This is a genomic window from Streptomyces sp. NPDC042364, from assembly GCF_056437585.1.
Window position 1 is genome coordinate 172,096 of the sequence record NZ_JBWKAJ010000011.1, and the last position, 24,695, is coordinate 196,790.

Sequence of the window (24,695 nt, forward strand, 5' to 3'; positions counted from 1 at the left end):
GCCCCCCCCCCCCCCCCCCCCCCCCCCCCCCGCTGGGCCCCGGCGAGGTCGGCCGGGGTGGGGCCGGCCCGCTCCTCGTCCGTCGCCCAGTTCGCGACGCTCACCACCAGCACGACGGTCAGCACGATCGTCCGTGTGAGGCGGTAGGCGCGCGTCCGGTACCAGGGCCTCGGGGCGCGTCTACGCGGCGCCATCGGCGCGGCGACGGCGCAGCCGCAGATAGGCCGCCCCGCCGACCGCGGAGAAGCCCACGGTCGCCGCCCCGGCGACCGGCGAGAAGTCCTGGGTCATGGCGAGGCCGCCGCCGCCGGCCGGTGGACCGCCGAGCGGGCAGCTGACGGTGAAGTCCCTGGTCCGGGGCGCCGCCGGGTCGCCGATGACGCGCCAGGTGAGCCGGTAGTCACCCGTCGGCAACCGCACCCCGCCGTCGGGCACCACCGGCGGGGTGTGTCCGCTGCCGTCGGCGTCCGGCACGATGGCACCCTCGGCGACGGGACCGGCACTGGGGACCAGGGGCAGCCGCTGGATCGACCAGGCGATGCTCTGCGTCGGGCGGAAGTTGAAGGCGGCGAGGTAGAAGTCGCAGACCACCGGCTGGTTGCGCTGGCTGCTGAACGGAAAGCCCACCTTGTGGATCTTGACGTCGGGGTCGCCCGGCGCCGCGGCGGCGGCCGGTGCCATGATCAGGGAAGCTCCCATGGCGGTGAGCGTCGCGAGGACGGCGGCACTCGCGCGCGCCTGGGCGCGGCGGGGGCGTGACGGGGTGGACATGCGAGACCTCCGAGTCAGGTGATTGTCATATAAATCACGCTTTGACCTGACTCTCTGTCATATCCCCGGGAGGGTGGGGGGCGCCGCGCCTCACGCCTCGTCAGATATCCCTCTTTCGGCCCAGGGCCGCCCCGGGGCCGGGGCCGTCCTGCTCGGCGGTGCCGCCCTGCCCGCCCGCTTCCCGCCCGGGCCCGGCCTGCGAGCGCAGGGCTATCCCCGACGAGAGCAGCAGCAGCGCGCCGAGCATCACGAACGGCGCGGCCACGCCCGCCACCCCGGCGACCAGCCCCGCCGCGGCGGGCGCCGCGACCTGTCCCAGCCGGTTGCCCGTCAGCCGCAGGGCGAGGGCGGTGGACCGGGCGTCGTCGGGAGCGGCCTGCACGACCGTCGTCATGGACAGCGGCTGTCCGACCCCCAGGCAGAAACCGAGCGCGCCGAGGATCAGGGCCAGCGCCCACACCGGTACCGGCACCGCGATCCCGGCGCAGAGCAGGGCCCCGAGCACACAGGTCACGGTGAGCAGCGCGGTGCGGCCGAGCCGGCGCAGCATGGGCGTCATCACCAGACGGCACGCGATGGTGGCCGCCGCACGCAGACTCAGCAGCGCGCCGATGACGGACGGCGCGATCCCCCGGTCCTCACCGACGACCGGGAGGTACGCGGTGAGGATGTCGGTCGCCGACAGCACGGCGAGGCTGATGAAGATACCGCCGGGCACCCCCTTGGTCCGCAGGATGCGGTGCACGGGGACCCGCTCGGCCCGCTGCGCACGGGCTGCGGGATCGACGGGGCGCTCGATGCGCCACAGCGAGGTGAAGGCGACCGCCGCGCCCGCGCCCGCGACCACCAGCGCCAGGGCACTCGTACGCACCATGTCCGGGCCGCCGATGAGCGCGCCCGCGGCGATCGGGCCGATCAGCTGTCCGAGGGAGGCGCCGATGGTGAAGTGGCCGAAGTTGCGGTCGTGTTCGTGCGGCGCGGACTGCCGGGCGACCAGCGACTGGGCGCCGATGACGAAGGAGAGATGGCCGAGGCCCATCACACCGCTCCACACGGCCATCGCCGGCAGGGAGTTCGCCAGACCGCTCATGACGCAGCCGCCGGCGATCAGGACGACGCCGACGGGCAGCAGGGGGGCGCACCGCCCCCGGTCGGTCCGGCGGCCGAGCGGGACGGCGGCGAACAGCGGGAGCAGGGCGTAGACCCCCGCGAGTACACCGATCGCCCGCTCGTCGGCACCCAGCGCGAGGGCCCGGTAGGAGACGGCGGGCCGCGCCATCGACACCGCCCCCTGCGCGAAGGTGAAGGCGATGACGAGACGGAGCAGCCAGCCGCGGTTCCTGCCGGGCCTCATGATGACGGTTCTCCCTGGCTCAGTTGATGCCCATGCGTCAGATGAAGCGCATGCGTCAGATGATGCCCATGAGGATTCCGGCGCCCAGGATCACCAGCGAGGTGAGCGCCGCCCACTTCACGACGAACCTGGTGTGGTCGCCGAACTCGACCTTCGCCATGCCCACGAGGACGTACACGGCGGGCACGAGGGGGCTGGACATGTGCAGCGGCTGGCCGACGAGGGAGGCGCGGGCGATCTCCAGGGGCGAGACCCCGTGGGCGGCACCGGCCTCGGCGAGGACCGGCAGGACACCGAAGTAGAAGCCGTCGTTGGACATGAAGTACGTGAGCGGCAGGCTCAGGAAGCCGGTGACGAGGGCCATGTGCGGGCCCATGCCCCCCGGGACGGCGTCGACGATCCACTTGGCCATGGAGTCGACCATGCCGGTGCCCTGGAGGACTCCGGTGAAGACGGCGGCGGCGAAGACCATGCCGGAGACGTTGAGGACGTTGTCGGCGTGGGCGGCGAGCCGGGCCTTCTGGTCGGGGATGCGCGGGAAGTTGACCGTCAGCGCGAGCGCGGCGCCGAGGATGAACAGCACGGGGATCGGCAGCCACTCCATGATCATGGCGGTGAGCAGCGCGACCGTGAGCAGCGCGTTGAACCAGTACAGCTTGGGCCGCAGCGTCGGGCGGTTGGGGTCCAGGCCCTGGAGGCGGACGTCCTCGACGTCGTCGTCGGCCGGGTCGGCGTCGGTGCCGGAGCCGGCGCCGCCGGTGGTCTTCGCCGTGCGGACCTTGTCGTCACCGGAGCCGGAGGCCGCGGAGGCGCCCGCGCCGACGAGCACGGTCTCCTCGGGCTGGTCCTTCTCCTCGTCCTTGACGATCTTCTCCTGCTCCAGGACCTCGTCGAGGCTCAGCACGCCGAGGCGCTTGCGCTCGCGCAGACCCAGGAAGTACGAGAGCACGAAGACGAAGAGGAGGCCCACGGCGAGCGCCGGGATCATCGGGACGAAGATGTCGCCCGCGTCGAGCTTGAGCGCGGTGGCGGCGCGGGCGGTCGGGCCGCCCCAGGGCAGCGTGTTCATCACGCCGTTGGCGGTGGCGGCGACACCGGTCATCACGACCAGGCTCATCTTCAGGCGCTTGTACAGCGGGTACATCGCCGAGACGGTGATCATGAAGGTGGTCGAGCCGTCGCCGTCGAGCGAGACGATCGCGGCGAGCAGGGCCGTGCCGATGACGATGCGCAACGGGTCGGCCTTGCAGAACTTCAGGATGCCTCGGACGATCGGGTCGAAGAGGCCGACGTCGATCATGAGGCCGAAGTAGACGATGGCGAACATGAGCATCGCGGCGGTGGGCGCGAGGTTGCCCACCCCCTCGATGACGTAGTCGCCGAGCTTGGCGCCCTTCCCTACGAAGACGCAGAAGAGAGCGGGGATCAGCACGAGCGCCGCGATCGGCGACATCTTCTTCATCATGATCAGGACCAGGAAGGTCGCGATCATGGCGAAGCCGAGGATGGTCAACATGTGGATACCTAACGTTCGCCCTTGAACTCCCACCAGGGCACCGGCGGTGCGACGACGTTAGGGCGGCTCCACAAGCGTTAACAAGACGTTGACATGCGAGCAATAAGAGCAAAACTCCAGGTCACAGCGTTGCGCCTGCTCGGGCGAGCTCCACGGGCACTCCGTTGAGGACCGCGTTGCCCGACAGTGGATCAAGGAGCGAGCCGTCGAGGAGCTGGTTGACGTTGACTCCGGGGTCGAGTGCGGCGTGGCTCATCCGGGTGCCCGGCCGGTCGTGTCCCCAGCCGTGCGGAAGGCTCACGACACCACGGCGTACGCCGTCGGTGACCTCGGCGGGGGCGGTGACCTCTCCCCCGGCGCCCTTGATCCGTACGGCGTCCCCGTCGGCGATGCCGAGGCGCTCGGCGTCCTCGGGGTGGATGTGCAGGGTGCAGCGGTTGGTGCCGCCGGTCAGGGCGGGGACGTTGTGCAGCCAGCTGTTGTTGGACCGCAGATGGCGGCGGCCGATGAGGACGAGGCCGTCCGGGCGCCCCCCGAGGGCCGTGCGGAGCCTTGGCAGGTCGCCGGCGATCGGGCCCGGCAGCAGTTCGATCCTGCCGCTGACCGTCTTGAGCGGCTGGGGCAGCCGGGGCTTCAGGGGACCGAGGTCGATGCCGTGCGGGTGGGCGAGCAGTCGCTCCAGGTTCAGGCCGTCCGGGCGGGCGCCGAAGCCGTCGCCGTACGGGCCGAGGCGCAGCATCATGTCGAGCCGCCGCTCCGGGCCGCTCTCGCCCGTCAGCAGGGCGGCCAGTTCCCTCGGGTCCCGGCCGTGGACGGGCGAGTGGGCCTCCTTGACGGCCTTGCCGAGGGTCTGGCCGATGACCAGGTCGTCCACGGCGGAGGGGTCGGCGCCGTGCATGCCCGTGGCGGCGAGGGTCAGGCGCGCCAGGATCTCGGTCTCCGCCATCCTGCCGTCCTCCAGGGGCACGGCGGCACGGTTGTAGCGGACCTGGTTGCGGACGGCGAACGCGTTGAACGCGAAGTCGAAGTGGGGGGCCTGGGAGGGCGGGGGCGGCGGCAGGACGACGTCGGCGTGGCGCGCGGTCTCGTTCAGGTAGGGGTCGACACTGACCATGAAGTCCAGTGCGTCGAGCGCCTTGTCGAGGCGGTCGCCGTCGGGCGCGGAGAGTACGGGGTTGGCGGCGACGACGACCAGGGCGCGGACGGGGCTGCCCTCGGGTGTGGCGGTGTCGATCTCCTCGGCGAGCGCGGACAGCGGCAGTTCGCCCTTGGCCTCGGGGTGGCCGCTCACCCGGCTGTGCCACCGGCCGAGGGCGAAGCCACGGCCGGGTCCGGCGGGCCGGGGCGTCTTGTCCGTGGCGGCCAGGGGGAACAGGGCGCCGCCGGGCCGGTCGAGGTTGCCGGTGAGGATGTTGAGGACGTCGACCAGCCAGCTGGCGAGGGTGCCGTGCGGGACGGTGCAGCTGCCGATGCGGCCGTAGACGGCGGCGGTGGGCGCGGCGGCCAGTTCGCGGGCCATGGCCCGGATCGTGCCGGCGTCCACGTCGCATGCCTCCGCGACGGACTCGGGGCTGAACTCCCTTACGGCGTCCGTGAGTTCTGCGACGCCCAGGACATGCGGGGCGAGGTCGCCGAGGTCGACGAGGTTCTCCTCGAAGAGCACGTGCGCCATGGCCGCGAGGAGCAGCGCGTCGGTGCCGGGGCGGATCGCGACGTGCCGGTCGGCGAGTTTGGCCGTGCGGGTCAGGCGCGGGTCGACGACGGTGAGGGTGCCGCCGCGGGCCCTGAGGGCCTTGAGCTTGCCGGGGAAGTCGGGCGCGGTGCACAGACTGCCGTTGGACTCCAGCGGGTTGGCGCCGAGGAGGAGCAGATGGTCGGTGCGGTCGAGGTCGGGTACGGGGATGGCGTGCGCGTCGCCGTAGAGGAGTCCGCTGGAGACGTGCTTGGGCATCTGGTCGACGGTGGAGGCGGTGAACAGACTGCGGGTGCCGAGGCCGGCGAGGAGGACGGGCGGGTAGAGGGCGCCCGCCATGGTGTGCACGTTCGGGTTGCCGAGGACGACGCCGACGGCGTGCGGGCCGTGTGCCTCGACGACCGGCCGCAGTCCGGCGGCGACGGCGTCGAAGGCCTCCGCCCAGGTGGCCTCCCGCAGTTCCCCGTCCTTGCGGACCAGCGGGGTGCGCAGCCGGTCGGGGTCGCCGTCGGCCGCGCCGAACGAGGCGCCCTTGGGGCAGATGAACCCCTTGCTGAACACGTCGTCCCGGTCGCCGCGGGCCTTGGTGACCCGGGTGCCCTCGATGGTGAGGGTGAGCCCGCAGGTGGCCTCGCAGAGGGGGCAGATCCGCAGGGCGGTGCGGGAGTCGGTGGTGGTGGACACGGGTCCTCCCGGAGGGCGACGGCGATGGCGCTCGGACGGGCGCCGCGCGCACTGGCCGCGCGGCACCGCAGCCGAGCATACCGACCGGTATGCATCAGCGGGAGGGGCCAGCGGTATCGGGGCGGCCCGGGTCAGTCCAGGACGCGTGCGAGATAGGCCCGCAGCAGTTCCCGCATCTCCTCGATGATCCGCGGGTCACCCTCCGGGGAGACCCGGAAGGAGAGGTGGACGAGCGTGTCGGCGGTCTCGACGGCGACGAGGAAGACGCGGCGCAGGTCCTCGTCGGGGGTGCGTCCGATATAGGCGGAGAGCAGCTCGGACAGGCGGTCGGCGACGCGGGTGTTGGGTTCCTGCCGACTGCCGCCGACGGGGATCTGGTTGCCGAAGTCGATGAGGGCGAAGCCGGGGGCGTGGCGCTTCATGTCGAGGTACTCGTCGAGGACGGCGTCCATCGCGGTGCGCCAGTCCCGGTCGCCGGTGTCCTCCAGACGGCGTCCGACCCGCTCGCTGAAGCGGTCGAGGTTGCGTTCGGCGAGCGCGTCGGCCATCGCGCGCTTGTTGCCGAAGAAGCGGTAGACGGAGCCGATGGGCACCCCCGCGCGCAGTGCCACGGCACGGGTGCTCAGCGCGTCGTACCCCACCTCGTCGAGGAGTTCGGCGCAGGCGTCGAGGATCCTGGTCAGTCGTTCGGCACTGCGCCGCTGCACGGGTGCGCGGCGCAAGGAGGTCGCCTGGGACACGGGCTTCATGATGCCTTTCCGCCGAGGTCCGATGAGCTTCCGGATACAGGTACGGCCGGTACCGCCACTCCCGCTCGGCGGTCGAACACGGCGAACGACGAACATCCGCACGTCCGGGGCCTGCCGGGAGCGTAGAGCACCGCACTGACAAGACGGATCCGCCCCGGGTCCGGTTCTCCGCCGCACCCCGATGGCACCCGATGCGGCGACACGGGGGCGACACACGGCGCCGCGGCCTGCCACGGCCCGGCCGGCGGACCTCTTGCGCCCGACCCGGCCGAATCCTACGGTGATGCATAGGAATCAGCGCGAGGGAGCGATCATGAGCGGGGACGCGAGGAAGACGGCCGAGGGACTGGAGTACCTCTCCGGTTTCGGCAACGAGCACGCCTCGGAGGCGGTGCCGGGGGCGCTGCCGCAGGGCCGCAACTCCCCCCAGCGCGCCCCGCTCGGCCTCTACGCCGAGCAGCTCAGCGGCAGCGCCTTCACCGAGCCGAGGGCGCACAACCTCCGTTCCTGGCTCTACCGTGTCCGTCCGTCGGCAGCCCACCCGGCCTTCACCCGCGCGGACAGCGGCACGCTGCGCACGGCCCCCTTCACGGAGACCGTCCCCGACCCCAACCGCCTGCGCTGGAACCCCCTCCCGGAGCCCCCGCCGGGCACCGACTTCCTCGCCGGTCTGTGGACCCTCGGGGGCAACGGCGACGCGGCCCAGCGCTCCGGCATGGCCGTGCACCTGTACCACGCCACATCCTCCATGGACCGGGTCTTCAGTGACGCCGACGGCGAGCTGCTGATCGTCCCGGAGCGGGGCGGCCTTCTCCTGCGCACCGAGTTCGGCCTCCTCCACGCGGAGCCCGGCGAGATCGCCCTGGTCCCGCGCGGCGTCCGCTTCCGCGTCGAACTCCTCGACGCGACGGCCCGGGGCTACGTCTGCGAGAACTACGGCGCCCCGTTCCGCCTCCCCGACCTCGGCCCGATCGGTGCCAACGGCCTGGCGAACGCCCGTGACTTCCGGGCACCGGTGGCCGCGTACGAGGAGGCGGAGGGTCCGGTGGAGGTGGTGAACAAGTTCTGCGGGAACCTCTGGTCCGCCGTCTACGACCACTCGCCGCTCGACGTGGTCGCCTGGCACGGCAACTACACGCCGTACGTCTACGACCTGCGCCGGTTCAACGTCATCGGCTCGATCTCGTACGACCACCCCGACCCGTCGATCTTCACGGTGCTGACCTCGCCGTCGGACACCCCGGGCCTGGCCGGTGTGGACTTCGTCGTGTTCGCGCCGCGCTGGCTGGTGGGCGAGGACACGTTCCGGCCGCCGTACTTCCACCGGAACGTGATGAGCGAGTACATGGGCCTGATCGAGGGCGCGTACGACGCCAAGGCGGAGGGCTTCGTGCCCGGCGGCGGCTCGCTGCACAACATGATGTCCGCGCACGGCCCCGACCGGGAGACCTTCGACCGGGCGAGCGCCGCCGAGCTGGTGCCGCAGAAGGTCGACGACGGGCTTGCCTTCATGTTCGAGACCCGGTGGCCGATCCTGACGACCGCGCAGGCGGCCGGGGCGGACCATCTCCAGCAGGGGTACGACGACGTGTGGTCGGGCCTCCAGCGCCACTTCGGTCCGTTGCGCTGAACACGCCGGGCCGGGTACGGATAGCGTCGTGACCTCCTTCGCCCCGGACTCGATCGTCCTGAACCGCAAGCTGCCCCTCTGGTATCAGGTGTCGCAGTCCCTGCGCGCCTCGATACTGGGCCGGTCGCCCCATGATCCGCTGCGGCTGCCCACCGAGGAGCAGTTGGCCGGGCACTACGGGGTGAGCGTGCTGACCATGCGGCAGGCGCTCAAGGAGCTGGAGGACGAGGGGCTGATCAGCCGGCACCGGCGGCGCGGAACGTTCATCGAGCCGGGCGCGCAACGGGGTACGCCGGTGCGGCTGCTCGGCTCTGTGGACGCGATCGTGGCCCAGCAGTCGGGCATGACGACGCAGCTGCTGGACCAGGGCAGCACCGCCCTGTCGGGTGAACTCGCCGATTACTTCCCGGACTTGACGGAGGTGGCCACCTACCACCGGTTGCGCGGCGACGAGAGGACGGGAGAGCCCACCAACCACGCCCGCAACTACGTCCGCCCCGAGCTGGCCGAACGCATCGACCGGGAGGACCTGCTCCGCTGGCCGATGACCAAGGTGCTCCGGGACGCCGTCGGCGTGGCCATCGGCCGGATCACCGACACCGTCGAGGCCCGCCTCGCGGACCCGGAGACGGCCCGCCTGCTCCAGATCCCCCTGCTCAGCCCGATCCTGCACTACACGGGCGTCACCCACGACGAGTCGGGCCGCGTCCTGGACGTCGCGGTCATCCACTACCGCGGCGACCGCTTCTCCTTCACGGTCACCCTCGACGCCCACTGAACCGGAGGACCAGGCCGTACGATGCCCCGCGTGACGCACGACGACGCTCCGCCGCTCGCGGACCTCATGCCGTGGTCCGTCGCACCGCCACGGCTGGGCCGGGGGTGGCCGGCGGCGCCCGACGCGGCTTCCCTGAAGGCCCGCTGGGACACCCTGGTGAAGGCGGAGGGCCCGGACCGCGAGGCCCTGTTCGGGCCCACCCGGTCCCGCACCCTCACCTCCGCGGTCCCCCGGCTGCCGGGCCGGCACAGCGGGACCGGCCGGCTGATCCGCGAGTCCGGCCCCTGCCCCGAGCCCGTCCGGGTCCTCGCCGCTCCCTTCGACGAACAGTGGCTCATCCCCGACCACCGCCTCATCGACGCGGCCCGCCCCGAGCTGTGGCGGGTCACGGACGGGCACCAGGTGTTCGTGGTGGAGCAGCCGGCCGCGCCCGAACCGGCCGGGCCGGTGCTCCTCGCCACCTCGGTGCTGCCCCTGGCGCCGCCGCACGGCCCGCGCGTCGGCAGGGTCCGCCCGCTGTACCGGCGACCCGGCGGACGGGAACCGAACCTGGCGCCCGGTCTGGTGGAGCATCTCGCCGACCGTCTCGGCGCCGACGGCGTCGACCCGCTGGACGTCCTCGGCTGGATCCTGGTGGCAGCGCGTCCGGGCCCCCGAGGCATCGAGGTCCCGCTCACCCCGGACCCCGGCACCTGGTCGCACGGCGTCGAGCTGGGCCGCCGCGTCCTCTGGCTGATGCGCCGCGACGGCGACCGCCCCAGACTCCCGGGTGGCCGCCGCCCCTACGTCCGCGCCCCGCTCCCGGCGCGTCCGGTGGAACTCCGCTACGACCCGGACGAGGAAGCCCTCCTGCTCGGCGAGGGCCGCATCTCGCCGGTGCCCGCCGGGGCCTGGGACTTCCACGCCGGCGGTGTCCGCGTCCTCGACGCGTGGTTCGCCCGCCGCACGGAACCCGCGGTACCGGGCACCCTGGAGGCCCTACGCCCCACGACCTGGCCCCAGACCTGGACGTCGGAGCTCCTGGAGCTGATCACGGTTCTGGCGCTCCTCGCCGAACTGCGCCCGATGCAGGCCGATTTGACGGTGAACAAGCACCTCACGACGGAGGAGCTGCGCACGGCGGGAGTCATCCCGGTGGCGGAGTCGGCACGCAGGCCGGCCTCGGTGCTGGACCACGACGAGGAGGGTCCGGAGGGCCAGTTCACCCTGTTGTGAGCGGCCTCGCCCCTACGGCGCGAACGAGTCCAGCACCCGGTCCAGCATCCAATCGAACACGGCCTCCGGATCGATCGGCCCCGCGTCCTCCGTGAAGGCCGCCGCCATCCGCGGATACGCGCCGGAAGCGATCTGACCGCCCAGGTAGGCGATCCGCGCCTGGTTCTCCTGCTCCTCGGACCACGGCAGCGCCCGCGTGCGCTCCGCCGTCGCCAGCTCGTTCGCGACATACGTCGTCACACACCCGTTGAGCAGCGCCAGGAGCTGCAGCTTCGTGCCGTACGGCGCGTCGAGCGGATCCATGCAGCGCAGACAGTGCTCCAGGAACCGCAGGGCGTTCGGGCTGAACCCGTACACCGGTGACATCAGCCGCGGCAGCCACGGATGCCGGCGCATCAACTCCCGCGTCTGGTGGGCCACCCGCCGCAGGTCGGCCCGCCAGTCCCCGCTCGGCTCCCACAGGTCGTGCTCGCCGCCGACGGCGTCGACCATCAGCTCGTGCAGGTCCTCCTTGCGCGGCACGTAGTTGTACAGCGACATGGTGCCGCAGCCCAGCTCGGCCGCGACATGCCGCATCGACACGGCGTCGAGCCCGCCCTCGTCGGCCAGCCGCACCGCCGCCGCCGCGATGTCCGCACGGCTGAACGCGGGCCGCGGGCCGCGGCCGGTGCGCTCGGGGCGCGCCCAGATCACTTGGGGTACGGCCGGTCGGCCAGCCATCGATCATCACCTCGGCCACCATCCTAGTTACGTACGGCGTACGTAGTGCGCTATGGTCACCCCATGACTTCTACGTACGCCGTACTTAGTGAAGGTCTGGAGAAGCGTTTCGGGGACGTCCACGCCGTCCGGGGCCTCGATCTCGCCGTGGCGGAGGGCTCGGTGGTCGGGATGCTCGGCCCGAACGGGGCGGGCAAGACCACGGCCGTACGGCTGCTGACGACGCTGCTGCGGCCGGACGCCGGCTCGGCGCGGATCGCGGGGCACGACCTCGTACGGGAGCCGGACGCCGTCCGGCGGGCGATCGGCGTGACCGGGCAGTACGCGTCGGTGGACGGGGACCTCACCGGGCGGCAGAACCTGCGACTGTTCGCACGCCTGCACCGCGTCCGGGACACGACGGCCCGCGCGGGCGAGCTCCTCGACCGCTTCGGCCTGACCGAGGCCGCCGACCGGCCGGTCTCCACGTACTCCGGCGGGATGCGCCGCCGGCTCGACCTGGCGGCGAGCCTGATACGGCGCCCTGCGGTGCTGTTCCTCGACGAGCCCACCACCGGACTCGACCCGGTCAGCCGCAACGCGATCCGGGACGCCGTGGGGGCGCTCAAAGCGGAGGGGACGACCGTGCTGTTGACGACGCAGTACCTGGAGGAGGCGGACCGGCTCGCCGACCGTATCGTGCTGATGGACCGGGGCAGGATCGCGCACAGCGGCTCGCCGCCCCAGCTCAAGGCGCTCATCGGCTGGTACGCGGAGGTCGTGGTCGCACACGCCGACGCGATGACCGAGGCGGCGGGCGTCCTCGACCAACTCACCGGAGCGGAGCCGTCGTTCGACCGCGACCGGCTCGCGGTCGGCGCGGTCACCCTCGACCCGACACTGACGCTGCCCCGGCTGGTCCGCGAACTCGACGCGGCAGGCGTGCCGTTGCTCGACGCGAGCCTGCGGCCGCCGACCCTCGACGATGTGTTCCTCCGCCTCACCGGGGAGCCGGCGACCGGCCTCACGGACCTCAAGGAGCTTGCCGTATGAGCGCGTTGGCGTACGACGGCGCGGCGATGCTCGGCCGTCAGCTGCAGCGGGCCCGGAACAACCCGGGGCTGCTGATCCTCACCCAGACGATGCCGATATCGATGCTGCTGTTCTTCGGTTACGTCTTCGGCAGCGCCCTCGCGGTGCCGGGCGAGGAGTACCGGCGGTTCCTGGTGCCCGGTCTGCTGGTGGCGACGGCGGCCGGCGGGATCATGACCGGTATGTTCCAGGCCGCGCAGGACACCCACCGTGGCGTCATGGACCGCTTCCGCACCCTGCCGATGAGCCGGGCGGCCGTACCGCTCGGACAGGTGGCGGCGGACCTGGTGCTCACGGCCGCGGGGACCGTGCCGTTCCTGCTGGTCGGGCTGGCGGTGGGCTGGCGGATCGAGGGCGGCGCGCTCGCGGCGGCCGGGGCCTTCGGACTGTTGCTGCTGTTCCGGTTCACTGCCGTGTGGATCGGCGTGTTCCTGGGCCTGCTCACCCGGAACGAGGACGCGGCGGGCCAACTGGGCGGGGCCACCTTCCTGTTGCCGCTGCTGTCCAGCGCGTACATCCCGACCGGCGGTCTGCCGGGCTGGGTGCGCACCGCCGCCGAGTGGAACCCGATCAGCGCGGTCAGTACGGCCCTGCGCGTTCTGTTCGGGAACGCGCCCGTGCCGGACGGCGCCGCCTGGCCGGTCGCCCATCCGATCGCCGGTTCGCTGGCCTGGTGCGCCGTCCTGCTCGCGGTGTTCGTGCCGCTCGCGGTGCGCACCTACGCGGCCGGCCCCAGGTGACCTCCGGCCCGTTCGGGGGACGGGCCGGACCCCCGGGGCCTCCGGACCGCCTGACGGGGCGGGCCGGAGGCCGCGCCGGGGCGGGGCGGGGCACGTGACGCTCGGCACGCCCTGCTGACAAAGGCGCCCCGCCGGGGACATGATCCACGGCATGCGCTCACCGACCGGCACCGCCGAACCCCTGCCCCTCGACGGCCTCACGGTCGTCGCCGTCGAGCAGGCCGTGGCGGCGCCCTTCGCCACCCGGCAGCTCGCCGACCTCGGCGCCCGTGTGATCAAGGTCGAGCGGGTGGACGGCGGTGACTTCGCGCGCGGCTACGACACGGCCGCCCGGGGGCTGGCCTCCCACTTCGTGTGGTGCAACCGGGGCAAGGAGTCCCTCGCCCTCGACCTGAAGGACCCGCGCGGCCTGGACGTCGTACGGCGGCTGGTGGCGGACGCGGACGTGTTCGTGCAGAACCTCGCGCACGGCGCGGCGGCCCGGCTCGGTCTGGACGCCGCCACGCTGTGCGCCGCGCACCCCCGGCTGATCGCGGTGGACGTCTCCGGCTATGGGGCGTCGGGGCCGTACGCGGACAAGCGCGCGTACGACATGCTCGTGCAGTGCGAGGCCGGGCTGGCGTCGGTGACGGGCACCCCGGAACAACCGGTGAAGTCCGGCATCCCGGCGGCGGACATCGCCGCCGGGATGTACGCGTTCTCGGGGGTCCTCGCGGCGCTCGTCCGCCGGGGTACCACCGGGCGGGGCGGGCCGGTGGAGGTGTCGATGCTGGAGGCGCTCGCCGAGTGGATGGGGCACCCGCTGCACCACACCCTGCACGGCGGTACTCCCCCGGTGCGGACGGGCCTCGCACACGCGGTCATCGCGCCCTACGACGCCTACCCGACGGCGGACGGCGGCCGGGTACTGCTGTCGGTGCAGAACGACCGGGAATGGCGGCGGCTCGCCGAACAGGTCCTGCGGCGACCGGAGTTGGCGGATGATCCCGCGTTCGCGACGAACCCGGCCCGGGTCGCGCACCGGGACCGCACGGACGAGGCGGTCGCGGAGGCCCTGGGCGTGCTGGACGCGGACGAGGCGATGGCGCGGCTGGAGGCGGCCGGGATCGCGTGCGCACGTCTGCGGGACGTGCGCGAACTGGCGGAGCATCCGCAACTGGCGGCCCGGGACCGGTGGCGGGAAGTGGGGTCGCCGGTGGGGCCGCTCAAGGCGCTGCTGCCGCCCATCACGCTGCCGGGCGGGGACGAGGCACGGATGGGGGCGGTACCCGCGCTCGGGGAGCACACAGAGTCGCTGCTGCGCGCCGTGGGGATGACGGGCGACGAGATCGCAGCGCTGCGCCGGGACGGTGTGATCGCCTGAGCGCGGGCTTCCTGCTGAGGATCCTTGGTGCTAGCGGCTGCCGAAGAGCGAGCGGCGCAACCGCCTCAGGGGCGCGAACAGCGAGACGCGGCCGACGCGCGTGTTCCCGGCGGCCCGCTTCTCGTGCGGGGAACGCGCCGTTATCTCGCGCATCAGCGAGGTCGCCTCGGCCGTCTCGCGCTGCGGCACGGCGGGGCCGCTCAGCACCGAGAGATGGCGGTCGAGGCGCGAACTGGTCGCACTGCTCCCGCAGGTGATCGCAGGGACTCGCGCCCTGCGGACTGTTATCTGTTCCATGTCACTCCCCACCCGTTCGAGTCCACCCGGCCCGGGCAGCGTAACCATATCGCCCCATCCGAGCACGCGGGAATCACGGTCTCGGTATACACCTACCCCGTAAGGGCGTTGTCGATTACCCTCCGAATCCGACTGATTTCAGGGCGAGTTGGACAATTGGCTGACTGGTCGGCTGTGCTGACCCTCCGTCAGGCTCGATGGTCACGGCGAGTGATGTCGCATCGGTGTCCAAACCCTTCGTGACCAAGGGCGTGTCGCCGTCGAAGAGCCCCAGGGAGCGTGGTTGCACGTCGGGGCGCATGAGCCAGAGCTGGTGCACCCGGTCGCGCGGCAGGTCCTCGTATCCGGTGAAGGTCACGATCGCGCTCCCCTCCTCGGCGGAGGCGATCACTCCGATTCCATGGCCCTCGGCGTCCCGTTCACTGGTCGCGCGGGCGTCCGGCGCGGTGAGAACGTGTGCGATCTCACGTGACTGCGCGCGCTCGGCGTCCAGCTGATCCTGGGTCCGGTTCGCCTGGACGGCGAAGAGCGACGCCACGACGAGCGCGGCGGCGGCCGTCGCGGTGGCCAGCGGCATGAACAAAGGGCGCATCCGGGGCGCACGGGCGCGCGCCTTCGGCGGTGGCTCGGTGCCCCACACATGCGGGGGCAGATGCTGCTGGGGCCGGGCCTGCGCCGGAGCCTCCTGAGGCGTGCTCCGTACGGCGGCGAGGACCCGGTCGCGCATCGCGGCCGGCGCCGGGACGGCCGTCGACCAGGCGAGGCGGACGGCGTCCTCCGCCAGGGCGCGCACCTCGGCGGGACAGCGGTCGCAGCGGGCCAGGTGCTTCTCGAAGCGGCGGCGCTCGTCGGGCTCCAGGGCGTCGAGAGCGTAGGGGGCGGCGAGCGAGTGGAGGTCCTCTCGGCGGAACAGGCTCATGCCGCGCCTCCCTCGGGCACCCGGTCCCGGGGCGCGGTGGAACGGAACGGGGCCTCCTGTGCCACGAGGCCGATCAGGGCGCTCATGCGACTCCTCCCAGGCATTCGCGCAGCCGTGTGAGTCCGTCGCGCATACGGGTCTTGACCGTGCCGAGGGGCAGTGACAGCCGCTCGGCCACTTCACGGTAGGTGTAGCCGTCGTAGTAGGCGAGGGTGACCGACTCCCGCTGGAGTGTGGTGAGCCGCTCCAGGCAGTGGCGCACCCACTGGCGTTCGAGTCCCGCCTCGACCTCCTCGGCGACCTGGTCGAAGGCGGTGTCGTGGGCCCGTCTGCCTTCGCGCTGCTCGCGTTCGGTGGCCGCGCGGGCGCTGCGCACCCGGTCCACCGCCCGCCGGTGCGCGAGGGTGAGGACCCAGGACAGGGCGCTGCCCCGGGCGGGGTCGAAGCGGGCGGCGGAGCGCCAGAGTTCGAGGAGCACCTCCTGAGCCACCTCCTCCGACTGCGCGGGGTCGCGTACGACCCTGCGCACCAGACCGAACACCGGGCCGGACACCACGGCGTACAGCTCCTCGAAGGCCCGCTGGTCACCTCCGGCCACGCGGACCAGGAGTTTGTCCGCCTCCACTCGCTCCCCCTCGTCTCCTGCCGAGCACGGCCATCCCCGCGCGTAAGGCATTCGCAACCGACCCACCTCCGGATGGGGTTACGGATCAGCGTGCCGAAAACGCGGGTCCCCCGTCGACGAATCCGACCGGATCCGACCGGATCGGATCGCCGTCGGCTCCCGAGCGGATCTGGATCGAGGAATCGCGCTCTCCGGTGAGACAACCTTTCAAACGCGCCGTAAGAACGTTTGGGATTCGACCAATCCACCCTGCCGACCGCTCCGAATGGCGTTCGTCAGGCAAGTTGGGACAGAGGACGGACGGCATGACGACACCTACTTCCAAGAGCGGCGCGGGACGGCGGAGCATCGCATCCCTCATTTGTGCTTCGTTGGCCGCCGGAGGGCTCGCAGCCGCCGGCGTCACCGTGCTGGAGCCCGGGGCGGCCTCGGCCTCCAGCCACCGCGAGGCCCCGCTGATCTCGGGGGAGCCCCAGTTCGACAACACGGACGTGTACGCGTTCGTCAGCCCGGACAGGCCGGACACGACGACGATCATCGCGAACTGGATCCCCTTCGAGGAGCCTGCGGGGGGACCGAACTTCTTCCCGTTCTCCGAGGACGCGCAGTACGACATCCGCGTCGACCAGGACGGCGACGCGAAGGAAGACCTCGTCTTCCGCTACACGTTCGACACCAAGACGAAGAACGACAAGACGTTCCTGTACAACACGGGCGTCGTGGAGAGCCTGGACGACCCGGACCTCAACATCACGCAGACGTACGACATCGAGCTGATCAAGCTGCGGGACCGCCGCCCGGTGTCCCGGACGAAGCTCGCCGACGACGTGTGGGTGGCGCCCTCGAACGTCGGCAAGGCGTCGATGCCGAACTTCAGGAAGCTGCGCGACGACGCCGTCTACAAGACCGCGAGCGGTGTGACGACGTACGCCGGCCAGGCCGACGACCCGTTCTTCCTGGACCTGCGCGTCTTCGACCTGCTGTACGGCGGTGACCTCTCCGAGGTCGGGCGGGACACCCTCAAGGGCTACAACGTCAACTCGATCGCCCTCCAGGTGCCGAGCGAGGCACTCGCGTATTCCAAGGAGCAGCCGATCGTCGGCATCTGGTCGACGACGCAGCGCAAGGGCGCCAACGGCCGGTTCCACCAGGTGTCGCGCCTCGGCATGCCGCTGGTGAACGAGGTCGTCAACCCGCTGAAGGACAAGGACAGGTTCAACGCGTCCTCGCCCACGGAGGACGCCCAGTTCCTGAAGAACGTCACCGAGCCCGAGCTGCCGAAGCTGATCGAGGCGATCTACAAGATCCCCGCGCCGAAGACGCCGCGCAACGACCTCGTCGACGTCTTCCTGAAGGGTGTCGAGGGCCTCAACCAGCCGCCGCACGTGACCCCGTCGGAGCAGCTGCGCCTCAACACCTCCATCAAGCCCACCGCGAAGCCGAAGCGGCTCGGTGTCCTCGACGGTGACAACCAGGGCTTCCCGAACGGGCGCCGGCTCACCGACGACGTGATCGACATCGCGCTCCAGGTCGTCGAGGGCGAACTGGTCGGCGCCAAGAACGACCTGGGCGACGCGGTCGACAAGAACGACAAGAAGTTCGGCAAGTCCTTCCCGTACGTCGGTCTGCCGACGGCCGGTTCGCGGGGCAAGACGGTCAAGGGCAACACCACGAACAACGTGCGCAGCGCGCTGGGCGGCGGTGTCGAGGCCGGCATGGACGACACCACGCTGATCGCCGCCTCCGCCGGTGCCGGCGCCGCCGGTGTCCTGCTCATCGGCTCGGGCCTGCTGTGGTGGCGCCGCCGGAACGACCGGGCCTACTACTAGGCCCACCCCGGCCGGGCCCCGCGGGGCCCGGTCCACCGACCGGCGCGGTCCGCTCGTATTCCATCCCCCACGGCGCGGGCCGCGCCTCAGCGACGTCACCACCGGTTCCCGGCAAGGACTTTGAGGAGAGGGCATGTCCCCGCGTACGAACGACAGCGCGTCGCAGGACGGACGTCCGCGCCCCGACGAGGGGGCTCCCGAGACCGACGGGCACGAGGTCGCCGAGTCCGGCGACGAGCACAAGGCCGTTGCCGGGTCCGGCGACGTGCCCGGTTCCGACTCCGACGACGTGCCCTCCGCCGGGGCCGGTGACGGGCCGCGACCGCTGCCGGAGCGGGCTCCCGAGCCGGTTCGGCGGCGGCTGCTGCGGCTCACCGCGTGCGCCGCCGCGCTGGCCGTCGCGTTCACCGGGTTCGCGATCGCGCTGGGCGCCCGTGACGACGACCGGACGGTGGCTCTCTCCTCCTCTCCGGGGCTCCCGGCGGCACAGCTGGCGAGCGGGGACCTCGACACGTCGGTCACCGCGTTGCAGGCCCATCTCAAGGAGCAGCCAAGGGACTTCGGTTCCTGGTCGACGCTGGGCCTCGCCTATGTGGAGCAGGCCCGCACCAAGGGCGACCCCTCCCGCTACCCGCAGGCCGAGAAGGCCCTGAACCGTTCGCTGAAGTTGCGGCCGGACAACGACCCGGCGCTCGCCGGCCTCGCCGCACTCGCCGCCGCACGGCACGAGTTCGAGGACGCACTGCGCTACGCGGACCGGGCACTGAAGGAAAACCCGTACAGCGAACGGGCGTTGTGTACCCGGATCGACGCCCTCGTCGAACTCGGCCGCTACGACGAGGCGTTGAAGGCGGTGCGGCTCGCCGACACCCGACGCCCAGGTATCCCCGTGTTCACCCGCTACGCCTATGTGCACGAGTTGCGCGGTGACGTGGGGACGGCCCGCCGCGTTCTGCGGCAGGCGCTCGACTCGGCGGTCACCCGGGGCGACATCGCGTACGTGGCCACCCAGCTCGGCCAACTGGCCTGGAAGCAGGGCGACGTCAAGGCGGCACTCGACCACTACGCGCGCGCCCTGGGCGCCGACGACACCTACCTTCCGGCGCTGGAGGGCCGCGCCCGCGCCCAGGCGGCGAGCGGCGACACCGCCGACGCCGTCCGCGGACTGGAACAGGTCGTGTCCGCCTACCCGCTGCCCGGGCCGCTGGTCCTCCTCGGCGAGCTGTACGAGACCAAGGGGGACGGGACCGCGGCCCGAGAGCAGTACGCGCTGGTGGACGCCTACACCGCGATCGCCCGCGCCAACGGCGTCAACGCCGACCTCGACACCGCGCTCGCGGCCGCCGACCACGGCGGCGAGAAGGCCGCCCTGCGCGCGGCCGAGGCGGAGTGGAAGCGCCGCGAGACGGTCCACACGGCGGACGCCCTCGCCTGGGCGCTGCATGTCAACGGCCGCGACGAGGAGGCCCTGCCCTACGCGCGGCGGGCCACGAGGACCGGGTACAAGGACGCGACGTTCCTGTACCACCGGGGAATGGTCGAGTACGCCGCCGGCGAGAAGAAGGCCGCGAAGGCCTCGCTCAAGGCGGCGCTGGACCTGAACCCCGGGTTCGCACCGCTCGGCGCCGCCGAGGCACGTAGCACCCTGAAGGCTCTGGAGGCCAAGTGACGTCCCCTCGGCGCCTGTTCGCCTCCTGCGCGGCGGTCCTCACCGCCGCCTGCGCCCTCGTGCTGGTCCCGGCCGGGACCGCGAGCGCGCACCCCCTCGGCAACTTCACCGTCAACCGGTACGACGGACTGGTCGCCGCCCCCGGACAGCTCAGGATCCTCCATGTGGAGGACCTGGCGGAGATCCCGGCCACCCAGGCCGGGCCCGCCATGGAGCGCCGGGGGAAGGCGGGATGGGCCCGCGAGCGGTGTGCCACGGCCGCCGAGGACACGGAGGTGACGGTCGACGGACGCACCGTCGAGGTGGCCGTCGCATCGAGCCGGGCCCAGGAGCGGCCGGGCCAGGCCGGGCTGAAGACCCTCCGCGTGGAGTGCCGGCTGACGGCTCCCCTGCCCGACCGGGCCGCCGACGTACGCTTCCACGCCGCCGTCGACTCCGGGCCGGGCTGGCGCGAGGTCACCGCCCAGGGCGACCGGATGACGCTGACCGGGTCGGACGTACCGGAGGAGTCGGTGTCGGACCGGCTCACCAGCTACCCCCAGGAGCTGCTCCAGTCTCCCGAGGACACGGCGTCCGCGTCCCTCCAGGTGCGGCCCGGCGGTCCGGCGCTGGCGGAGCGCGGGAACGACGCACCGGGTGCCTCGATCCTGCCGCGCGGCGCGGACCGCTGGACCCGGGCCCTGGACGACCTGGTCTCCAGCCACGACCTCACCCTCGGCTTCGGCGCGCTGGCCTTCGGTATCGCCCTGTTCCTCGGCGCGATGCACGCTCTCGCCCCGGGCCACGGCAAGACGCTCATGGCCGCCACCGCCGCCGCCCGCGACCGGGCCCGGATGCGCGACGTCCTCCCCATGGCCGCGTCGGTGACGATCACCCACACCCTGGGCGTGGTCGCCCTCGGCCTGCTGGTCCTCGCCGGCTCCGCCGCCGCCCCGTCCGTCATCACCTGGCTCGGCATCGCGAGCGGCCTGTTCGTGATGACGGCGGGCGTCACGCTGGCCCGCCGCGCCTGGCTGAACCGCAGGCTCGCGCTGATGCCGGGACACGGCCACGGCGACGGCGACGGCCACACGCACGACCACGGGCACGGGCACGACCACGAGCACGAGCACGAGCACGGGCACAACCACGGCCACGGCCACGGGCATTCCCACGGTCACGACCACGGTCACGACCACGGCCCCGGAGCCGGGCCCTCCCCCACGCACGACCACGCGCCCGAGCCCGAGCCCGAGAAACAGCTCGTACTCGCCCACGCGCACCCGCGTGCCCACGACGAAGCGCGGGCCCACGCACACGCCCCCGGCGCAGCCCCCACGCACACCCACGGCCCGGCGCGGTCCCACACCCACGAGCACGGACACAGCCACACACCGGCCAAGGCGCACGCCCACAGCCACGGCACCGCCCACGAGCACGCCCACAACCATGACCACACCCACGACGCCGGCCACGCCCACGACCATGATCACCCCCCCGCCCCCAGGCGCTCGCTCCTCGGCGGCGGTCTGACCCACACCCACGGCGGATTCACCCACACCCACCCCACCGCGCCCACCCTGCGCGGCACGATCCTGCTCGGTTTCGCGGGCGGTATGGTGCCGAGCCCCTCCGCGGTGGTCGTGCTGGTCGGCGCGGCGGCGATGGGCAAGGCGTGGTTCGGGCTGCTGCTGGTGCTGGCGTACGGCATCGGGCTGGCGCTCACCCTGACCGCGGCCGGGTACGCCGTGGTGAAGGCGGGCGGCTGGGCGGCACGGGTGCTGGACAAGGGCCAGGGGCGGCTCGGCGGTCCCACGGCGGCGCTGGTCCGCCGCACCGTGCCGCTGGCCTCGGCGCTGCTCGTCGTCGCCCTGGGGGCTGGTTTGGTGCTCAAGGGGGCGGCATCCGCGTTCCTCTGAGCTACTTTTGGGGAGAAATCGCACGGAGTGGAGACGTCGCGCGGATGCGAATGATGGGGGATGTCCGTGTCCGAAGAACCGGGCAGTGAACGTGTGATCGCGGGCCGCTACCGCCTGCTGACCCCGCTCGGCCAGGGCGGCATGGGGACGGTGTGGCGGGCCCGTGACGAGGTCCTGCACCGTGAGGTCGCGGTCAAGGAGGTACGGGCCCCGGCCGGTATCCCGACGTCCGACGTCGAGCGGATGTACGCCCGGCTGGAGCGGGAGGCGTGGGCGGCCGCGCGGGTCGGCAACCGCAATGTGGTCACCGTGTACGACGTGGCCCTGGAGGACGGCCGCCCCTGGATCGTGATGGAGCTGGTGCGCGGCCTGTCGCTCGCCGACCTCCTGGACGCCGAGGGACCGCTGCCCCCGCAGCGCACCGCGCAGATCGGCGCCGAGGTGCTGGCCGCGCTGCGCGCCGCGCACGCGGCGGGGGTACTGCACCGGGACGTGAAACCGGCCAACGTGCTCATGTCCAACGACGGCCGGGTGGTCCTCACCGACTTCGGCATCGCCACGGTGGAGGGCAGCTCCGCTCTGACCATGACCGGCGAGGTGATCGGCTCGCCCGAGTTCCTCGCCCCCGAGCGCGCGCTCGGCCGTACACCCGGACCCGAGTCGGACCTCTGGTCGCTGGGCGTGCTGCTGTACGCGGCGGTGGAGGGCAACTCCCCCTTCCGGCAGGACACTCCGCTGAGCACGCTGCGCGCGGTCGTCGACGAGGAACTGCCGCAACCGCGCCGGGCGGGCCCGCTGGCCCCGGTGATCGAAGGGCTGCTGCGCAAGGACCCGGCGGAGCGTGTGTCCGCCGAACAGGCCGAGCGGGACCTGCGGATCATCGGCGCCGGGGGCACCCCCTCCGGGGCCGACGCGGTCGGGGCGGCCCCGTACGCCCCGACGGTGACCACGTCTCCGGCCGCGGCCGGGGAGACCGGACGGGGTGCGACCGGTTTCGGGCCGCCGACGCCGCCGTATCCCGGCCCGGCCGTCGCGACGGGACCCTCGGGGGTGCCCGCCGGTGCGAGGGACCGCAACCGGCGTGCCCTGGTCTTCCTGATCGCGGGTATCGCCGCGCTCGCCCTCGCCGTCGCGGGGCTGACCTACGCCTGGGTCAATCGGGACGACGGCGGGGCCGACGGGAACACCACCAACGGGGCGGGCACGTCGGGCGGCAGCGGGGAGCGGACGAGCGGCGGCGGCGGTACCACCGAGGAGCCGAGCGACGACGCCACCACCGACGACGGCGACCGGCCCTCCGAGACCCCGGACGACGATCCGACGACCAGCAGGCCGCCGGCCCAGTCCGTGAAGGTGGTGGTCGCCGGCGAGTCCACCCACTACTCGGGGGCCTGTCCGCCCTCCGAGGCGGACGCGCCGCGGTTCACGGCGACGTTCACCGTGGGCCGGGTCCCCGTGGAGGTCGAGTACCGCTGGGTGACCGCGAGCAGCAAGGCGCCGGACACCGAGTGGAAGACGCTGTCGTTCCCCGCGGACGGCGGGAGGACCAAGCAGGACCGGATCGTCGTGACGACCTACGCGCCGGACACGACCTACGAGGACGAGATCACCGTCGAGGTGCGCGGACCGGTCGAGACGACGTCCAACTCCGTGGCGTTCTCCGTGACGTGCGAGGGGGAGCCCCCGACCACGGGCGGGACCCCCTCGGATACGGGGAACCCCGGCGGTTCGGACGACTAGGGCCTGTGGTTTGGATCATGCCGACTTCGGGAGCGGCGCCGTGGGGCTGCCGGTGAGCGGGGCGTGGTGCGTGGTGCGTTCGCCTGCAAGGCGGAGGAGGGCGTCAACGCGATGGGGGTCCCCCGCGCGAGGTTGTTCGAGCGTGGGGGAGTTGGCAACCGACGACAACGCCGCAGGTGTGCGCACCACGCCCCGCGGCCCAGGCGTGATCCGAACGACAGGCCCCAGGCCGGGGCCTACGGCCGCCCGGTCGGGCCGCGGGCGTAGGACCGGAGACGAGTGGCCGGGCCGGCCCCGGGGAGCGGGGAGCCGGCCCGGCCGACGTGCTCAGGGCGCGCTCGTGAGAACCGTGGCCGGTGTCACGCCGCGTTTCGGAACACCGGCAGATACCCGCCCGACTGCCCCGCGGCCTTCGGGTGGTAGGAGTCGCCGACGTTCAGCAGGTTGAGGCTGTGCAGCCATGCGCTGCCGGAGCACAGTTCGTGCCCGGTGAAGGCGGAGCGGACGTCGCCGAAGGTGAAGCCGTGGTCGGCGGCGCGTTTGGCGATCGCGGTGTTCAGGTAGTCGGCCGCGTTGTTGATGGCGGACCGCTTGGTCTGGGACAGCCCGGGGCAGGTGCCGCCCAGCCGGTAGAAGCGGGGGTAGCCGAGCACCACCACATGGGCGGCCGGTGCCTTGGCCCTGATGGCCGAGTACACCTCGTCGAGCCGGCCGGGCAGCGTCGAGTCGACGTACGCCTTCGCCGTGTTGATCCGGGAGACGCAGGAGCTGTCGGACTGGAGCACACAGGTGGTCATCACATCGGCGAACCCTGCGTCGTTGCCGCCGACGGAGAGGGACACGAGCCCGGTGCCGGCGCCCAGCGGCCCGAGCTGACTCGCCAGAACATCACCCGTTCGGGCGCCGGAGCAGGCCGTGAAGTGGAAGGACGAGGGGGAGTTGGCGGCCGCCCAGAGGTACGGGTAGGCCTTCGTGCTGCGCTTGCAGTCGCCGCTGGAGGAGATGTAGCTCCCGGCGCCCACACCGGAGGAGTAGGAGTCGCCGAGGGCCACATAGCCGGTGGTGGCGGCCCGTTCGGACGCCTGCGCCGCCGCGGTCCCGGTCAGGGTGGCGGTGACGGCGAGGAGGAGTGAGGTCGTGAATGCCGCGAATCGGGAACGTCTCATGGAACCTCCCTTTAGCAGGATCTCTGCCTCAACCGTCGTAGCAACTACGCGTGTTGATCGGAAGTGTTCATGTCAATAGTTTCAGGTCCCAACCACAACGTACTCACCTCGTTCAACTCCCGTTCGATTGCGTACATGTGACAGACACATGACAAGCCCTCAACTCCCTTGAGCTGCACCGGTGGATCCCCCAGTCTGCTGGGAGCCGTGAGCGGAACGCGACGCTCCCGGCCGTGAGTGCGATCCCGCACACCCCCCCCCACAGACG

General features: G+C 72.3%; 20 protein-coding genes. 10 read left to right on the plus strand and 10 right to left on the minus strand.

The genetic code is table 11. The annotated features are described in order from the left end of the window. Window positions 1-180 precede the first annotated feature (180 nt). The 5 genes from AC067N_RS23165 to AC067N_RS23185 form a co-directional block, all read right to left on the minus strand. Entirely contained in the window at window positions 181-771 is a 591-nt protein-coding gene (locus AC067N_RS23165; protein ID WP_478680770.1) for a hypothetical protein, read from the minus strand. Between the two features lie 100 nt (window positions 772-871). Beyond that, on the minus strand, window positions 872-2,125 hold the full coding sequence (locus AC067N_RS23170; protein ID WP_478680771.1) for an MFS transporter: 1,254 nt from the start codon (window positions 2,123-2,125) through the stop codon (window positions 872-874). Between the two features lie 55 nt (window positions 2,126-2,180). Beyond that, on the minus strand, window positions 2,181-3,641 hold the full coding sequence (locus AC067N_RS23175; protein WP_478680772.1) for a CitMHS family transporter: 1,461 nt from the start codon (window positions 3,639-3,641) through the stop codon (window positions 2,181-2,183). Window positions 3,642-3,762: 121 nt separating this feature from the next. Further along, complete coding sequence (locus AC067N_RS23180) at window positions 3,763-6,018, minus strand: molybdopterin oxidoreductase family protein (protein WP_478680773.1); 2,256 nt, start codon at window positions 6,016-6,018, stop codon at window positions 3,763-3,765. 131 nt (window positions 6,019-6,149) lie between these two features. Then, the gene (locus AC067N_RS23185; RefSeq protein ID WP_478680774.1) at window positions 6,150-6,767 is read right to left on the minus strand and encodes a TetR/AcrR family transcriptional regulator; all 618 of its coding nucleotides are present in this window, start codon (window positions 6,765-6,767) and stop codon (window positions 6,150-6,152) included. A 313-nt stretch (window positions 6,768-7,080) separates the two neighbouring features. On the opposite strand from AC067N_RS23185, the gene hmgA reads away from it, so the two are divergent. The 3 genes from hmgA to AC067N_RS23200 are packed head-to-tail and all read left to right on the plus strand — an operon-like array spanning window position 7,081 to window position 10,390. Beyond that, window positions 7,081-8,397: a homogentisate 1,2-dioxygenase gene (gene hmgA / locus AC067N_RS23190; protein ID WP_478680775.1), complete on the plus strand. Its 1,317-nt coding sequence runs from the start codon at window positions 7,081-7,083 to the stop codon at window positions 8,395-8,397. A 28-nt stretch (window positions 8,398-8,425) separates the two neighbouring features. Further along, window positions 8,426-9,175: a GntR family transcriptional regulator gene (locus AC067N_RS23195; RefSeq protein ID WP_478680776.1), complete on the plus strand. Its 750-nt coding sequence runs from the start codon at window positions 8,426-8,428 to the stop codon at window positions 9,173-9,175. A 21-nt stretch (window positions 9,176-9,196) separates the two neighbouring features. Beyond that, on the plus strand, window positions 9,197-10,390 hold the full coding sequence (locus AC067N_RS23200; protein ID WP_478680777.1) for a type ISP restriction/modification enzyme: 1,194 nt from the start codon (window positions 9,197-9,199) through the stop codon (window positions 10,388-10,390). 12 nt (window positions 10,391-10,402) lie between these two features. Here the strand turns inward: AC067N_RS23200 and AC067N_RS23205 are convergent, their stop codons facing one another. Beyond that, the gene (locus tag AC067N_RS23205) at window positions 10,403-11,110 is read right to left on the minus strand and encodes a TetR/AcrR family transcriptional regulator (protein ID WP_478680778.1); all 708 of its coding nucleotides are present in this window, start codon (window positions 11,108-11,110) and stop codon (window positions 10,403-10,405) included. A gap of 63 nt (window positions 11,111-11,173) precedes the next feature. Here AC067N_RS23205 and AC067N_RS23210 point away from each other — a divergent pair, with 63 nt between their 5' ends. The 3 genes from AC067N_RS23210 (at window position 11,174) to AC067N_RS23220 (ending at window position 14,284) form a co-directional block, all read left to right on the plus strand. Continuing rightward, window positions 11,174-12,142, plus strand: a complete 969-nt coding sequence (locus AC067N_RS23210; RefSeq protein ID WP_478680779.1) for an ATP-binding cassette domain-containing protein — start codon at window positions 11,174-11,176, stop codon at window positions 12,140-12,142. After that, entirely contained in the window at window positions 12,139-12,921 is a 783-nt protein-coding gene (locus AC067N_RS23215; RefSeq protein ID WP_478680780.1) for an ABC transporter permease, read from the plus strand. The genes AC067N_RS23210 and AC067N_RS23215 overlap by 4 nt, the downstream gene beginning before the upstream one ends. A gap of 139 nt (window positions 12,922-13,060) precedes the next feature. Beyond that, window positions 13,061-14,284, plus strand: a complete 1,224-nt coding sequence (locus tag AC067N_RS23220) for a CaiB/BaiF CoA transferase family protein (RefSeq protein WP_478680781.1) — start codon at window positions 13,061-13,063, stop codon at window positions 14,282-14,284. 30 nt (window positions 14,285-14,314) lie between these two features. Here the strand turns inward: AC067N_RS23220 and AC067N_RS23225 are convergent, their stop codons facing one another. The 3 genes from AC067N_RS23225 to AC067N_RS23235 form a co-directional block, all read right to left on the minus strand. Continuing rightward, window positions 14,315-14,581 (minus strand): hypothetical protein, encoded by a 267-nt coding sequence (locus AC067N_RS23225; protein WP_478680782.1) that lies wholly within the window; start codon window positions 14,579-14,581, stop codon window positions 14,315-14,317. Between the two features lie 115 nt (window positions 14,582-14,696). Next, window positions 14,697-15,500 carry an anti-sigma factor gene (locus tag AC067N_RS23230; protein ID WP_478680783.1) on the minus strand — a complete coding sequence of 268 codons (804 nt, stop codon included), beginning with the start codon at window positions 15,498-15,500 and terminating at the stop codon, window positions 14,697-14,699. Between the two features lie 82 nt (window positions 15,501-15,582). Then, complete coding sequence (locus AC067N_RS23235) at window positions 15,583-16,125, minus strand: sigma-70 family RNA polymerase sigma factor (protein WP_478680784.1); 543 nt, start codon at window positions 16,123-16,125, stop codon at window positions 15,583-15,585. A gap of 305 nt (window positions 16,126-16,430) precedes the next feature. On the opposite strand from AC067N_RS23235, the gene AC067N_RS23240 reads away from it, so the two are divergent. The 4 genes from AC067N_RS23240 to AC067N_RS23255 all read left to right on the plus strand — a co-directional run bounded on the left by AC067N_RS23240 (window position 16,431) and on the right by AC067N_RS23255 (window position 23,261). Then, window positions 16,431-17,954, plus strand: coding sequence for a DUF4331 domain-containing protein (locus AC067N_RS23240; RefSeq protein ID WP_478680785.1), 1,524 nt, complete (start codon window positions 16,431-16,433; stop codon window positions 17,952-17,954). Between the two features lie 133 nt (window positions 17,955-18,087). After that, window positions 18,088-19,623 (plus strand): tetratricopeptide repeat protein, encoded by a 1,536-nt coding sequence (locus AC067N_RS23245; protein ID WP_478680786.1) that lies wholly within the window; start codon window positions 18,088-18,090, stop codon window positions 19,621-19,623. Continuing rightward, window positions 19,620-21,521 carry a nickel transporter gene (locus tag AC067N_RS23250; RefSeq protein ID WP_478680787.1) on the plus strand — a complete coding sequence of 634 codons (1,902 nt, stop codon included), beginning with the start codon at window positions 19,620-19,622 and terminating at the stop codon, window positions 21,519-21,521. The genes AC067N_RS23245 and AC067N_RS23250 overlap by 4 nt, the downstream gene beginning before the upstream one ends. 60 nt (window positions 21,522-21,581) lie before the next feature. Continuing rightward, entirely contained in the window at window positions 21,582-23,261 is a 1,680-nt protein-coding gene (locus AC067N_RS23255; protein ID WP_478680788.1) for a serine/threonine-protein kinase, read from the plus strand. 359 nt (window positions 23,262-23,620) lie between these two features. Here AC067N_RS23255 and AC067N_RS23260 read toward each other — a convergent pair whose 3' ends face one another. Then, complete coding sequence (locus AC067N_RS23260; protein WP_478680789.1) at window positions 23,621-24,427, minus strand: SGNH/GDSL hydrolase family protein; 807 nt, start codon at window positions 24,425-24,427, stop codon at window positions 23,621-23,623. Between the last annotated feature and the right edge of the window lie 268 nt (window positions 24,428-24,695).

Coding starts and splice junctions, on each gene's coding strand:
- AC067N_RS23165 (WP_478680770.1), bottom strand. CDS start 771: ATGTCCACCCCGTCACGCCCCCGCCGCGCCCAGGCGCGCGCGAGTGCC.
- AC067N_RS23170 (WP_478680771.1), bottom strand. CDS start 2,125: ATGAGGCCCGGCAGGAACCGCGGCTGGCTGCTCCGTCTCGTCATCGCC.
- AC067N_RS23175 (WP_478680772.1), bottom strand. CDS start 3,641: ATGTTGACCATCCTCGGCTTCGCCATGATCGCGACCTTCCTGGTCCTG.
- AC067N_RS23185 (WP_478680774.1), bottom strand. CDS start 6,767: ATGAAGCCCGTGTCCCAGGCGACCTCCTTGCGCCGCGCACCCGTGCAG.
- hmgA (WP_478680775.1), top strand. CDS start 7,081: ATGAGCGGGGACGCGAGGAAGACGGCCGAGGGACTGGAGTACCTCTCC.
- AC067N_RS23200 (WP_478680777.1), top strand. CDS start 9,197: ATGCCCCGCGTGACGCACGACGACGCTCCGCCGCTCGCGGACCTCATG.
- AC067N_RS23205 (WP_478680778.1), bottom strand. CDS start 11,110: ATGGCTGGCCGACCGGCCGTACCCCAAGTGATCTGGGCGCGCCCCGAG.
- AC067N_RS23210 (WP_478680779.1), top strand. CDS start 11,174: ATGACTTCTACGTACGCCGTACTTAGTGAAGGTCTGGAGAAGCGTTTC.
- AC067N_RS23215 (WP_478680780.1), top strand. CDS start 12,139: ATGAGCGCGTTGGCGTACGACGGCGCGGCGATGCTCGGCCGTCAGCTG.
- AC067N_RS23220 (WP_478680781.1), top strand. CDS start 13,061: ATGATCCACGGCATGCGCTCACCGACCGGCACCGCCGAACCCCTGCCC.
- AC067N_RS23225 (WP_478680782.1), bottom strand. CDS start 14,581: ATGGAACAGATAACAGTCCGCAGGGCGCGAGTCCCTGCGATCACCTGC.
- AC067N_RS23230 (WP_478680783.1), bottom strand. CDS start 15,500: ATGAGCCTGTTCCGCCGAGAGGACCTCCACTCGCTCGCCGCCCCCTAC.
- AC067N_RS23240 (WP_478680785.1), top strand. CDS start 16,431: ATGACGACACCTACTTCCAAGAGCGGCGCGGGACGGCGGAGCATCGCA.
- AC067N_RS23245 (WP_478680786.1), top strand. CDS start 18,088: ATGTCCCCGCGTACGAACGACAGCGCGTCGCAGGACGGACGTCCGCGC.
- AC067N_RS23255 (WP_478680788.1), top strand. CDS start 21,582: ATGTCCGTGTCCGAAGAACCGGGCAGTGAACGTGTGATCGCGGGCCGC.
- AC067N_RS23260 (WP_478680789.1), bottom strand. CDS start 24,427: ATGAGACGTTCCCGATTCGCGGCATTCACGACCTCACTCCTCCTCGCC.